At 47.6% G+C, this 13435-nt stretch carries 10 protein-coding genes; 2 read left to right on the top strand and 8 right to left on the bottom strand.

What is annotated here, in order from left to right; translation table 11 throughout:
• The first annotated feature begins 57 nt into the window (after window positions 1–57).
• Complete coding sequence (locus tag GJR95_RS05275) at window positions 58–972, top strand: helix-turn-helix domain-containing protein (RefSeq protein WP_162384884.1); 915 nt, start codon at window positions 58–60, stop codon at window positions 970–972.
• An 82-nt stretch (window positions 973–1054) separates the two neighbouring features.
• Here GJR95_RS05275 and GJR95_RS05270 read toward each other — a convergent pair whose 3' ends face one another.
• The 6 genes from GJR95_RS05270 to GJR95_RS05250 all read right to left on the bottom strand — a co-directional run bounded on the left by GJR95_RS05270 (window position 1055) and on the right by GJR95_RS05250 (window position 7940).
• Complete coding sequence (locus GJR95_RS05270) at window positions 1055–1951, bottom strand: winged helix-turn-helix domain-containing protein (protein WP_162384883.1); 897 nt, start codon at window positions 1949–1951, stop codon at window positions 1055–1057.
• Between the two features lie 59 nt (window positions 1952–2010).
• Window positions 2011–2538 (bottom strand): hypothetical protein, encoded by a 528-nt coding sequence (locus GJR95_RS05265; protein WP_162384882.1) that lies wholly within the window; start codon window positions 2536–2538, stop codon window positions 2011–2013.
• Window positions 2539–2550: 12 nt separating this feature from the next.
• Window positions 2551–2961, bottom strand: coding sequence for a hypothetical protein (locus GJR95_RS05260; protein WP_162384881.1), 411 nt, complete (start codon window positions 2959–2961; stop codon window positions 2551–2553).
• 156 nt (window positions 2962–3117) lie between these two features.
• Window positions 3118–3837, bottom strand: coding sequence for an ABC transporter permease (locus tag GJR95_RS42020; RefSeq protein ID WP_232541088.1), 720 nt, complete (start codon window positions 3835–3837; stop codon window positions 3118–3120).
• Window positions 3838–3846: 9 nt separating this feature from the next.
• A complete protein-coding gene (locus GJR95_RS05255) occupies window positions 3847–5472 on the bottom strand; it encodes an ABC transporter permease (RefSeq protein WP_232541087.1) in 1626 nt (541 codons plus the stop codon).
• 65 nt (window positions 5473–5537) lie between these two features.
• Entirely contained in the window at window positions 5538–7940 is a 2403-nt protein-coding gene (locus tag GJR95_RS05250; protein ID WP_162384880.1) for an ABC transporter permease, read from the bottom strand.
• Between the two features lie 38 nt (window positions 7941–7978).
• Here GJR95_RS05250 and GJR95_RS05245 point away from each other — a divergent pair, with 38 nt between their 5' ends.
• Window positions 7979–8422 (top strand): hypothetical protein, encoded by a 444-nt coding sequence (locus GJR95_RS05245; protein ID WP_162384879.1) that lies wholly within the window; start codon window positions 7979–7981, stop codon window positions 8420–8422.
• A 21-nt stretch (window positions 8423–8443) separates the two neighbouring features.
• On the opposite strand, the gene GJR95_RS05240 is transcribed toward GJR95_RS05245, so the two are convergent.
• Window positions 8444–10861 (bottom strand): ABC transporter permease, encoded by a 2418-nt coding sequence (locus tag GJR95_RS05240; protein ID WP_162384878.1) that lies wholly within the window; start codon window positions 10859–10861, stop codon window positions 8444–8446.
• Window positions 10862–10973: 112 nt separating this feature from the next.
• Complete coding sequence (locus GJR95_RS05235; RefSeq protein ID WP_162384877.1) at window positions 10974–13400, bottom strand: ABC transporter permease; 2427 nt, start codon at window positions 13398–13400, stop codon at window positions 10974–10976.
• Window positions 13401–13435: the final 35 nt, after the last annotated feature.

Here is a 13435-nt window from a genome sequence, read left to right as displayed (position 1 = left end):
TGTAGATTGGTATAGATTGGTCCTAAAATGCGTTTATAGGGAATAGCGCAAAACACGATGAAAAACGGGTATCCCCTTCAGACTATTAACCTATCAGACACCAGAGAATTAGATTCACTGGTCGAACACCGTCGGGTATTCAATCTGAATCACTGCGAGCTTAATATATTTGAAACATATCGGCAATGTTCAGACGTTGTTCTGTCGTATAACGGCCTGGTTATTACCAGCATGTTACGTGGAAAAAAGGTGATGCACCTATCCCAGAATCCCGGCTTTGATTTTCTGCCCGGAGAAACAGTGATTCTGCCGGAAGGGGTTTCGATGAAGGTAGATTTTCCGGAAGCTGACCAGAAACACCCCGTTCAATGCGCAACGATTGCCCTGGATTGGGATGTGGTGACCAGCATGCTGAACTTTTTGAATGACTATTATCCCCGGAAAGATGAGGGTGCAGAATGGAAGCTGAATTTCAGCCAATACCATTTTTACAATAATCGGGAGTTGGCCAATGTCATGAACAAGTTGATTAGCATCAGCATGGAAGATGATATAGCCAAGGATGCACTAGCCGATTTAACGCTCAAATCGCTGTTGATCCGGGTAATTCAGACGCAGAATATGGCTCTGCTAGAAGATGGTCTGTCGACCAACAACCGGTTTGGGCTGGTTATCGAATACATTCGGGAAAACCTGGCAGAAAAGATTGGAATCGAGGTATTGTGCCAGAAAGCCTGTATGAGTAAATCCAGTTTCTTCCGATCGTTTAAAGAAACCTTTGGCCTCTCACCGCTGGAATTTATTATCAGAGAACGAATCAGTCTGGCCAAACGGCTGCTGGTCAATCCAGCCACAACCGTCACCGAAGTTTGTTATCAGGCAGGGTTTAACAACCTGCATTATTTTTCCCGCCTGTTCAAAATGCTGGAAGGCGTAACACCATCATCATATCGGCAGACGGTTTGTCCGTAAGACGTTAGTATTAAGCCAGGTACGCATTACTTTACATCAGCGCAGTGATCTGCGGTTCTTCGCCGGGCATATCAACCGGCCTCTACTGCTGCACCTCCAGCCGATAGCCAACGCCATGTACGGCTACGATTCGGACTGTAGAGTCGGGTTGTAGCAGTTTCCGGAGTCGCGATACAAAAACGTCCAGGCTACGCCCAACGATTATGCCTTCGTCTTCCCAAACCGATTTGAGGATAAAGTCCCGCTCCAATACCTGATTAGGGTACCGTACGAAAAGATGAAAGAGTTTGGCTTCCCGATAGGTGAGTACATGACTAATACCATCTACTTTAACGGACTGATTGGACATGTTTAAAGCCACCCTCCCTACCCGAATCAAATTTTCGGGTTCGGCCATACCTGTCTCAGACATTGTCTGTTCCTTTGTTGTCTTGTCGGCCCGATGCCAGACAACATAAACGCCACCCAAAAGCAGGACGCCCAAAGCCCATGACCACCAATTAGCGGCCTGCTGATCATGGGCTTTTTCGGCTGCTTTGAAAATCACCTGCAAATTATAGCAACCCCGGCCTTGCTGACGGCCTCCACAGGGTACTTCATTCTTCTCACTGACATCTCGAAAATTATAACCAAGCTGCAATTCCCCATTTGTACAGTCGAGTACAGCAACATCATAATTCGTTTTGATCTCATGCACATCCAGCGACTGCTGTAACAACGCTGGCAACCGGCCATAATCGAAGGGACGCTCCAGGCGAACAATGAATGTAGTAGCGTTAATTTGTTGTACCGGCGGAATTCGGGAAGTAGAATCCCCTTTTTCTTTCAGCAAAAGATGGGTTGTACGACGAAGAGCCAGATTAACTTTCTGAGCAAAGTGGTCAGTTTCGGTATAGCGGACAACAGGCGTTAACCACACAAACTGCGTGAATAGCAAACCAGCCACCAACAAACCGATAATAACCGCTACTTTTCTCATGTCTGACGGAGATCTTACGGTAAAAATAATACAATCAATCCGTTTGAAAACAGAAAGCATTAACAACCATCTTTACCACTTCTCATTCGTAAGAAAGGAAACAGATTATACGTAGCCTTAGACAGATAATCGCTCAACAGAATGCTTCGCCCGGCTGGCCAATCCTCTTTCCGCACAGGTTCAATGACCAGATCATCACCAGGTTTTGCCACGGCAAGGACCAAGGCTACATCCATGTTAAAAACCGACCGATTCGTGTTCGAAGCGCCACAGTTGATTGGTTGCCCTTTCCGTTTCAGGTAAATTCGAAACGGGATTTTCGTTGCCACAGTCGTTTCAGGATTTCCCACTACCAGTGAAAGAATACCTTTGCTGGACATTGAAAACCAGTCGTAATTCAGGGGACTATTATCCAGCAACAAGGGATTCGCGTAAAAAATGGTAGTACCTGTTTCCTTCCTGACTGCTGCTCTGCTGGCGCTGGCCAGAGCCAAGTTATACGTGCTACGCTGACCAAACGTGTCGATCATCGTTACAAGCAGCACGAGTAGTGTCATTGACGAACACGCTATTTGTTTAGCTTTCATAAGACCTGGTGTTTATTGTACTAAAATTTCGTTGTGCGGTACAGCATATTGATCGTCCAGTGTTAATAAAATAACCCGGTCGCCTTTCTTACATTTCGCCAGAACTTTCTTTACATCGATCTCTTTAACTTCCTCCTGGGTAAGCAGCAACAGTGTTTGCGTAGCTTTATCTTTAATGGCCACTCTAAAAGGGACTTTCTCCAGTCCTTTACTTCCTGTGGGTGAAAGGCTAACGGTTTGTAGCGTTAATTGGCCAGTGGCCGATGACGAGAGAAGGCACTTCCCTTTATCGGTATAACTGTCGACAACCATTTTGTTATTCAAAAAGGCAGCCGAACAAGTACTGAAGGAATGCTGGCCTAAACAGGCGTTAGACACGACCAGACCCAATATGGCAAGCATGAGTCCATTTATTTTTTTCATGGTTCCTGTTGTTTATGTGAACACTGAACCAAAAGTATGGCCTCTGCTTGCCGTAGTTGGAAAACCCCTGTAAAACATTGTAAACGAATTGTAAAACTCAGTTATCAATGCTTTTTCAGGGGAAAATTACACTGTATCGGCAGATCGATCCCTGCATTATTCCGACCGTAACGACTTCACGGGGTTCATCAGTGCTGCCTTGATACTTTGATAGCTTACTGTCAGCAAGGCAATGCTTACCGCCAGCAAACCAGCCAGCACAAAGACCCACCACTCAATATCGATTTTGTAGGCGAAATCCTGTAACCATTTATTCATAGCCCACCAGGCAAGTGGTGAAGCAATGACGATCGAAATCAGCACTAATTTCAGAAAATCTTTGGAGAGTAGTGTAACAATACTGGCTACCGATGCCCCGAGCACTTTGCGGACACCAATTTCTTTGGTCCGTTGCTCGGCGGTGAACGTAGCCAACCCGAATAGGCCAAGGCAGGAAACCACTACCGTTAGTAAAGCAAACCCATTGAACAATGTCATCATCAGCTTGTCTTTCCGGTATTGAGCATCAAATGAAGCGTCTAAAAATGTGTAGTTAAAGGGGTAATTTGGGTAATGTTTCTGCCAGGTAGCCTGTATTAGTGGCAGGTGTTCCGGCTTCATTTTCAGCATTAAAGTAGAGGGCGGAAATGTATTAAAAATCAGCACCAATGGATCAATAGCCGTGTGAAGTGAACGATAGTTAAAATTTCTGACCACACCGATTACGTTGCCTTTATGCATGAAACCCTCCATCGGTTGTCCAACGGCCTGCTTCCAGCCCGCCATTTTAACAAAAGCTTCATTGACCAGGAATGCACCATTCTTATCGGTTGCCAAAGCAGTCGATTAATTCCGCCCACTGCCCAATTTAATATCCAGCAAAGGCAAAAACCGATCGTCAATGAATAGATAATTACCCATTACTTCCCGTTTTTTTCCTGTAGACTGAAACAACGTAGTCGCTTGTGGCAGCAGCGCATCCGGCTGAAGCCCAGACCCAAGCGATACGGCTTTAATTTCACTCCGTTGCCGTAATGTAGTTGCGAATGCATAAGCTGAGGCTCTCGCCAGCGAATCGTCGGGGAGATGAACTGTCATAACCTGCTCTTTCGTGAACCCTAAGCCAACATGCTGCATATAATTCATCTGGTTGTGAGCGACCAGCACCCCGGCAATCATGCCCATTGCCAGCGTAAACTGGAATACAGTGATGGTTTTTCGAAGCAAGCCCCCCCGCGCAAAACTGCCTGATCGTGTACTAAGCACAGCAGCCGTCTTATACTCCGACAATACGAAAGCAGGATACAGCCCGCCCAGTAACGTCGTACTTAGTAAAGCGATACCTGCCATCAGCAACCCATCACGCCATGATAAGCCAAGCTGAATGTTCAGCAAATCATTAAAGAAAGGAATGGTTACTACTAAAAGAACTATTGCCAAAATGACTGAAATGAAACTCAACAGGAATGATTCAAACAAAAACTGACCAACTAACTGTCGTCGCAATGCGCCGTTTGCTTTCCGGATACCCACTTCCCTGGCCCGTCCGGTGGCTCGTGCGGTTAACAGATTGATGTAATTCAGTATAGCAATGATCAGTACAAAAACGGCCAGAAACAGGAATATATACCCGTATTGCTTATTCCCTTTAGGCATATCGGCCATTTTCCCCTGGCTAAAGTGCACATCCTTCAGGAACTCTGTCCGAAAAACAACCGAATAGCCAGAAGCGCCAAGTTTCTTAAATTCCGGTTGAATGAAATTCCGGCTGATCAGATCTAACTTCTTCCCGAACGCTTTCAGATCAGGACGCTCCCGGAACAAAACGAAAGTATAGACCGGAAAATCTTCACCTAACCAGGACGTCGACGTTGAAAAGTTCTTTGACAATAACGCATTGATTTTCATATCCGCATTCGAAGGCAAATCGGCCATAACGCCAGTAATGCGATACATCTTTTTGTTGCACCAGAATAATTCACCAACAACCCTAGTACGTCCTGCGTATTTGCGGGCAAAGCTTTCTGTAACAACAGCCGTATTCGGCTCTACCAATGCCCGAGCCGAGCCTCCCTCTACAAAGGGATAGCTGAACATAGAAAAGGCATTCTGATCGGCGTAATACACATCGGGTTCATTCAGCAATTTAGTCCCGTACCGTATTGTCGCTGAAAGTGGCTCAAACCGAACGGCTATTTCAACTTCAGGGTAGTCGCGTGTCAATATACCAGCCAGTAAAATGGGGCTGGATGCTACCGACATAGGCGCATCGGGAGTGGTAAGATTTGTAGTAACACGAACAATACGCTCAGCATTTTCGTGAAATCCATCGTAGGTAAACTCATGGTTTACATACAGGAACATGAGCAGACAAGCCGTCAGACCAACGGCCAGGCCACCCACATTCAGACTGGTGTAGAGTTTATTATGCCAGAGATTTCGGCACGCGATTTTGATGAATGAGCGAAACATGATGCTGTTTTTGAAAGAGATTTTACCGAAATACGGAACCCTACCCTGGTGAAACAGTTGCGGGATTAATCGAAACGTAACGACTTCACGGGGTTCATCAGTGCTGCTTTCACACTCTGAAAACTAACGGTCAATAACGCAATGGCAATGGCCAGCAATCCGGCCAACACAAAGACCCACCAGGCAATGTCGATCTTGTAGGCGAAATCCTGTAACCACTGGTTCATAGCCCACCATGCCACAGGCGAAGCCAGTACAATGGCAGTCAATACGAGCTTTAAGAAATCTTTGGAGAGCAGGGCTACGATACTGGCTACCGATGCACCCAGTACTTTGCGGATACCGATTTCTTTTGTGCGCTGCCCAACCGTGAACGCAACCAGACCGTATAGCCCAAGCCCACAAATAACCATCGCCATCAACGCGAACGTATTGACAAGTTGCGATATGGTGGTTTCAGTTTCATAAAACTGAGCGAGTTGATCATTCAGGAATTCATAGTCAAAGACATCGGTTGGATACAGGCTTTGCCAGACTTGCCGAATATGAGCCAGGGTCTGAACCGATGATTGACCTGAAATTCGAATACCAGCCTGCCGGTACATGGCAGGAAAGGAGGCTATAAAACACGGCGCAATGGCTTCATGCAACGACTTTTGATGAAAATCTTTAACGACTCCCACAATCGGCAGCGGCACCTGCGACAGATAATACTGCATTGGTTTACCGATGATATCCTGTGGGTTGCGAAAGCCAAGTTTATGGGCCAGGGTTTCATTAATAACATATTCCCGAATTGAGTCTCCTTCGCTAATATTCCGCCCGGCCACTAGTTGTAGATTGTATGCTTTCAGATAATCAGCATCAGCGAGCCGTTCCCGAACCGGAAAAGTAACCCATTCGGTCTTACTGCCAAATTTGAATGACCCACCGTTCATAACACCAGCCGATGGCGGGCGGTATTGCAAGGTTACCGCCTTGATATCGGGATACTGATTCAGTTTGTTTTTGAAGGCCTGCCACGTTTCTTTTCCGGAGTTTGGCAGATTGACGATCAATACGTTGTCTTTTTGAAAGCCCAGGTCGGTTTGCCGAATGAAATTCATTTGTTTCATCACCACCAGTGACCCTACCAGCAAGATCTGACAAATGACAAACTGTAGAACGACCAATCCTTTCCGCAATGAATAACCACCCAGCGACGAAGCCATAAGTTTGCCCCGAAGGCTTGCCCAGGGACTGAAACCCGACAGCACAAAAGCCGGGTAACCACCTGCCAGAAGCACCACAATGGCCATCAACAGGCCGATGAACAACAGCATCGGTCCATTGGGCTTAAGAGACAGCGAAATATGCACCCGGTTACTGAATAATGGCAGACTTACTACTACCACCAGCATGGCCAGAATCGTAGCGATAACGACAATCAGGCTGGTTTCGAGCAGAAATTGTCGGGCCAGTTGAATCCTCGAACTACCCAGTGTTTTGCGGATACCGACTTCCTTGCTTCGCCGAAACGCCTGAGCGGTGGCCAGATTAACAAAATTAATGCAGGCAATAACGATCAAAAATAGACCAATCAGCCCCAGTGAGCCCAGCAATGAAAGTCGAATAACACCACCCACGCGTTGCACATCAAAATGTATATCGGCCAGAGGTTGAATGTGAAAATGGAAAGCCTTGGCAACGTCGCCAAAGTGTTTTTTTGACAGAGCCGGGAAGGTCGTTTCAATTTGTCTGGCAGTGGCTGGCTTATTGTCTTTCAGCGTACAATATAGCCGGTTCGTGCTGCTCAACTGCCCCCACTCATGAACATCAAACTCAGGGTCGAGCTGCCGAATGGTCGGCATGGAAATAAACAGGCCAATATTCGTGTCTGTCGGACGAACGGGGTCAGCGACAAGGCCCGTAACGGTCGCATTCACCTTGTGATCCAGTTCCATAACCTGACCCATAGGGTCGCTGTCACCAAAGTAGCGTTTGGCCCATGATTCCGTTAAAACCACGCTGTTCGGTTCGCGAAGGGCCGTTTTGGGATTACCACCTAACCACTGATAATCGAAAATCTGAAATAGTTCGGCTTCAACAATAGCAGTGCCTTCCTGTTCGAGAAAGCGGTTAGGGGACGTCTGACCGGGGCGGTTTATGCTGACCGTCAATGACCGATTCATCCGCAAAAAAGCAGCCTGATCGACCTGGGGATAGTCGGTTCGCAACGTTTTCGACATAGGCAGCGGGGCCTCGGGGTAGTGCTCAATCGAACCATCATCGAGGTGCAGATCCAAAACAATCCTGTATATACGGTCGAATTTTGCGTGATGCCGGTCGGTGTTCAGGTGATGGTAAATGAACAAAAAGATGAGCAGTCCGCCCGCCATGCCAATAGTTAGCCCAACAACATTGAGCAACGTGTAAGCACGCTGGGCGTTAAGGTTTCTGAAGGCGATTTTGAGGTAATTGCGGAACATAACTTTTTGGTTAAATTTGTTTATATAATTTAGCTTTTATGTATAAGCCAACTTTCCCCGAATATGCTCAGGTCAATGATGATATGAGTGTTTATGGCCCCAAAGCGCATCAACGGGTCATTTCTAAACTCAATTCAGGCCTTGGTCCACTTTTCTATCGCGAACACTGTATCCAGCTTGAACCCCTACCTGAAACGATGCTCGATGAGGGGCAAGCGAGTCCCGTTCCTGATTTGATATTATACGACAACACGGCTCGAACAACCCCTATAATCATTGAAGTTTGCCATACCGATGGGTTACGTAAAGACCTTAAAAAAGTAATCGCCCTACTTGAAGCCGATGATTATGGTATACAGGAAGGGTTTGTATACGACTACATAGCAGCCCAATGGTATCGTTATTCTAAAGGCGACGGTGGGTTGACTCAGTCGACATCATTTTCGGAAGTCCTGCAATTAGATCTGAATCAATTTCTGTAACGTATTGCCGATGCGCAGTTGCTACTCGCTTCGCAAACTCTTCACCGGATTCACCAGCGCAGCCCGAATCGCCTGCATACTAACAACTAACCCCGTCAACACAGCCAGCACACCCGTGACCATTAAAAATGGTGTCCACGACAGGTTGGTTCGGTAGGCAAAGTGTGCCAGCCAATTGTTCAGGAAATAATGCGCGAGGGGAAAGGCAATCAGACTGGCAACCAGCAGAATCAGCACAAATTCCTGCATGAACAAATTGACAATACCGATGGTCGATGCGCCGAGTACTTTCCGAATACCAATCTCTTTGGTACGGCGGGTCACGTTCAGCGACACCAGTCCCAGCACACCCAATAACACAATGACCAATGCCAGCGTAGTGGCCAATCTCGACGCTTTTTGCAGTTGCACTTCAGTCCTGTAAAGCTTCTGGAGCGTATCGTCCATGAACGAATACTCGAACGGAGCATCGGGAAACAGTCGCGCCCATTCCTGGCCGATAGCGGCTACCGTTTCGGGCAAATGACCGGGCGCAAGTTTGAACGAAAAATACCGATAAATGGGATTCGCCCGTACGTGGAAGAAAATGATCGGATTGATGGTTTCGTGCAGTGAACCAAAGTGAAAATCACTCAGAATACCCGCTACCCGACAGGTGTAACTACCGCCCTGTAACCGCACAAGCTGCCCCATTGCGCTTGCCGGATTGGCCCAGCCAAGTGCTCGGGCTGCTGACTCATTCAGGATAACGCGGGTAGAGTCGTAGCCTTCGCCATTGGCATGAAAAAACTGCCCTTCCCGCATTTGTAGACCGTAGGTTTTCCCAAAGTGTTCATCGGTTGTCATAATGGTAACCACCGTTGCATTACTACTGTCGCGGCCCTGCCGGAACAACCTGCCGCTACCACTGCTTTTCCCATCCGGAATTTCGAACGAAAAGCTCACATCGCTCACACCTGGTATGCGGGCCAGTTGATTTCTGACCCCTTCCATACGCTGCACACCAACGGGCGACCAATCGCGCGGCACTGACGCCACCGTCATCACGGTCTCTTTCTGATAGCCTAAATCTTTAGTGAAAAAATACGCTACCTGCCGACCAATAACCAGGGCTCCAACGAAAACACAGATGGCAACCGTAAACTGAAATACAATCAATGCCCGGCGAAACCCGATGCCCTTCTGAACAGATGCTACGAGCTTCCCTTTCAGTGATTCGACAGACGGCAGGCCCGACAACACAAAGGCAGGATAGCTACCCGCCAGCAGACCAATCAATAAAACCAGCCCCAATAAGGCTGCGAACGAAACTACCGGCCAATCGACCAGCGATAGTATTGGCCTTCCTAACAGGTTGGCAAACATAGTGCGGAAGAGTTCATGGCAGCCCAATGCCAGGAATGTTGCACCGGTTGTCAACAATAAAGCTTCAGCCAGAAATTGGCCAATGATCTGTTTTTTCAATCCGCCCAGTACCTTCCGAACGCCAATTTCGCGCAGGCGCGTTGCCGACATACCTATCGTAATATTGACGAAGTTGACTACGGCCATCAACAGAATAAACACAGCAATGATCGTAAGAGCCAGTACCATCTTTTCGACTAAGCCGTTCTGAGCTTTCAGGTAGTATGTTTCCAGCGGGCTGAGGTAGGCCTGCAAATTTTCCCTGAAACCCGGTGGTGCATAGGTAGCCAGACACTGCGCCAATGGTTGCGTTAACCTGTCGGCGGTAACGCCCGGCTGTAGTTCCAGATAAGTCGGGATATACTGATTCTGCCAGGAGCGCATACTTGCTTCCAGCGTGAAATAGCCCACATTACGCATCGGAATGAATAGCTGGTCGGGTAGTTCAACCAGATTCGTAACGCTATTCTTCGGCAGATTTTTCAGTACCCCCGTAACCGTAAAGATCTGCTTCCCGCTTGCGGGCGTTTGTACGGTTAGCTGTCGTTGAAGCACATCGGTTTTACCAAAATACTTCAGAGCAAGAGCCGCCGTAATGACAATTGAATTGGGTTCAAGAAGGGCCGTTTTGGGATTGCCTTGTACCATCGGAAAACCAAACATCGACAACAGCGTTGAATCGCCGATTTCAATGGCTTCCCGAAAGTGTTTCTGACCATTCGAGACGATGGCCGTTACACCGTAGTAGCGATAATAATTGGCAATCAGATTGGGGTATAACTGCTTGAGCGTCGGGCCAAGTGGTGCCAGCGTCGTGATGTCGAGGCCCATGTTTTCCTCCTTCCAGCGGCTTTGCACTACATACTGCTGACCAGAATTCCGGAGGGTTTTATTGACGGCTAGTTCACCTTGAATATAGTTACCAATGAGCAGCAAAAATGTAATCCCAACTGTCAGACCAATTAGCGTTACGAGCGCGTAAAGCCGCCGTCGGAGGAGGTTCCGGAACGCAATTTTGAGATAGTTTTCAATCATATTGCCGTACATTATTTTGTAGCGGCAAGGTACATACAAAGCTCTTGGTCAGCCTGTTAAAAAAAGTTAAGGTTTGTGAGCTGCCCGGTCTGCCCGACCGGGCAGCTCAGCACTATTCACTACGCAGACTTTTCACCGGGTTCATCAACGCGGCCTTAATACTTTGAAAACTAACGGTTAATAAGGCAATGCTTATTGCCAATAATCCTGCCAGGGCAAATATCCACCATTCGATATCAATCTTATAGGCAAAGTCTTTTAGCCATTGGCTCATAGCATACCAGGCCAGCGGAGAAGCAATAACAATGGCTACCAGCACCAGCTTCAGGAAGTCTTTTGAGAGTAAGCCGATGATGCTGCCCACCGAAGCGCCTAACACCTTACGAACTCCGATTTCTTTGGTTCGCTGTTCGGCCATGAATGCGGCCAGGCCAAACAGACCTAGGCAGGCAATCAGTATGGCCAATGCAGCAAACGTTAGGGCAATCGTACCAATGCGTTGCTCTGCCCGGTACATATTATCGAAACTTGCGTCCATAAACTGGTAGCTGAACGGCTGATCAGGGGCAATTTGCTTCCACTTTGCTTCTATTTGTTTCATCAGCACCGGTACATTGGCGCTACTCAGCCGAAACGAAGCGGCTCCTGAATTGGAATCGAGCACCAGCGACAAGGATCCGATGTTACGCCGGAGCGATTCGAAGTGGAAATTTTTGACAATGCCAATGATCGTAAACGTTTTTCGGGTTTTGCCCTGGCTATCATCAAACCGCCATACCCGCTTGCCGATGGGGTCTTTAAACCCTAAAACGTTCACAGCCGCTTCATTTAGAATGATACCCGATGAATCGGAACCGAAGTCCCGTGAAAAATCGCGGCCTTTAACCAGTTGCATCCCCAGCGTTTTCACATAATCGTAGTCAACACCCCAGTTCTGCATACTAACCCCTTTGTTCATATCCGCCTGACCCTCGGCGAAATAAGCATTATCATTGCGGCTCGACGGGGTTGGCAGATATCCGGAAATGCTTCCACTCACGACACCCGGCAAACGAAGTACTTCCTGCTTAAACGTTTCCGCTTGCCTTCCTATTGAATAGACGCCATGAACAGTCATGACCTGATCGCGGTTGAACCCTACGTTTTTGGTCTGTATGTAGGTGATCTGACGATACACGATAATCGTCCCCACAATAAGTACCACCGACATCATAAACTGAAATACCACCAGGCCACTCCGCAATCCAACACTCTTGAAGCTGACATTAATTTTGCCTTTCAGGACAGTAATTGGTTGAAAGGATGATAGGAATAAGGCTGGATAGCTACCTGCCAGCAATCCGACCACAATTGGCAGGGAAATCAGTAAGGGCAGATAATACGGTGATACCAACTGGTTCAGGCTCATTTCTTTGGCCGCAATGGTATTGAAGCCCGGCAATGCTACAGCCACCAGGATCAATGCCAGCATCATGGCCAGTACCGTCGTCAGAATTGATTCGGTCATAAACTGCCCAACAAGCTGTTGCCGTTCTGACCCCATCACTTTCCGAACACCTACCTCTTTTGCCCGATTCGCCGAGCGAGCCGTTGCCAGGTTCATGAAGTTGATACAGGCAATAATCAGAATGAACAAGGCTACAGCCGAGAAGATATACACATATTGGATGTCGCCGTTGGGTGCCAGTTCGATTTGTTGTTTGGAATGCAGGTGAATATCAGTGAGTGGAATGAGCCAGAATCCCATTTGATTACCCGCTTTCCGGAACTGTTCCATGGTAGTACCAATAATCTGCAAGGCCTGCGGACCAGCGTATTTTTCAATAATCGTATCGAAATTTTTGGCAAATGCGACCGGATCAGTTCCTGGTTTCAGCAAAATATAGGTATGGTGATTATTACTGAGCCATTGCCCCCACGGATAATTATCACTGAGCATACTCAGGAAGAAGTTGCTATGGAAGTGCGAATTTTTGGGCATATCCTGCATCACGCCCGATACGGTAAAGGTTCTGTTACCATCGAACAACATTGGCTGACCCATCGGATTGCGGTTGCCAAAGTGACGCTTAGCCGCCGACTCGCTAATAACTACCTTATTAGGCTCAGCCAAAGCCCGTTTCGGATCACCTGATAGCAAGGGCAATGTGAAGACGTCAAACAGCGTTGAATCGGCAAAGGTGATATTGTCTTCGCGCAGATTTGTCGGTTCGCCGACCCGCTTTACCGACCATGTTCCGCGATCATGCAGCCGCACAAACTGCTCGACCTGCGGGTAATCTTTTTTGAGGGTTGGACCAACCGGATCAGGCGAAACCGCAAAGTGCATGTCATTACCGCCGAATTTAATATCGGACTGAACGCGGTAGATACGGTCAGCTTTCGCATTGTAGCGATCATAGCTCAGCTCGTCCAGGACATAGAGCATGATGAGCATACAGCAGGCCAGACCAACCGCCAGCCCGAAGATGTTGATGAATGTAAAGCCCCGCTGTTTCTGAAGTGTCCGCCAGGCGATTTTGAGATAGTTAGTAAGCATACTGCTTTGTTTTGGTTATCTTTGAAAAAACTCAT

This window comes from Spirosoma endbachense, from assembly GCF_010233585.1.
In the GTDB taxonomy this organism is placed as follows: Bacteria; Bacteroidota; Bacteroidia; order Cytophagales; family Spirosomataceae; genus Spirosoma; species Spirosoma endbachense.
The sequence above is the reverse complement of the archived record's forward strand: the minus strand, read 5'-3'. Positions and strand labels throughout refer to the sequence as shown.

What these genes read in the sequence shown, in the direction of transcription:
- GJR95_RS05270 (WP_162384883.1), bottom strand. Translation starts at nt 1,951, where the DNA reads ATGAGAAAAGTAGCGGTTATTATCGGTTTGTTGGTGGCTGGTTTGCTA.
- GJR95_RS05240 (WP_162384878.1), bottom strand. Translation starts at nt 10,861, where the DNA reads ATGATTGAAAACTATCTCAAAATTGCGTTCCGGAACCTCCTCCGACGG.
- GJR95_RS05250 (WP_162384880.1), bottom strand. Translation starts at nt 7,940, where the DNA reads ATGTTCCGCAATTACCTCAAAATCGCCTTCAGAAACCTTAACGCCCAG.
- GJR95_RS05235 (WP_162384877.1), bottom strand. Translation starts at nt 13,400, where the DNA reads ATGCTTACTAACTATCTCAAAATCGCCTGGCGGACACTTCAGAAACAG.
- GJR95_RS05275 (WP_162384884.1), top strand. Translation starts at nt 58, where the DNA reads ATGAAAAACGGGTATCCCCTTCAGACTATTAACCTATCAGACACCAGA.
- GJR95_RS05255 (WP_232541087.1), bottom strand. Translation starts at nt 5,472, where the DNA reads ATGTTTCGCTCATTCATCAAAATCGCGTGCCGAAATCTCTGGCATAAT.
- GJR95_RS05245 (WP_162384879.1), top strand. Translation starts at nt 7,979, where the DNA reads ATGTATAAGCCAACTTTCCCCGAATATGCTCAGGTCAATGATGATATG.
- GJR95_RS05265 (WP_162384882.1), bottom strand. Translation starts at nt 2,538, where the DNA reads ATGAAAGCTAAACAAATAGCGTGTTCGTCAATGACACTACTCGTGCTG.
- GJR95_RS05260 (WP_162384881.1), bottom strand. Translation starts at nt 2,961, where the DNA reads ATGAAAAAAATAAATGGACTCATGCTTGCCATATTGGGTCTGGTCGTG.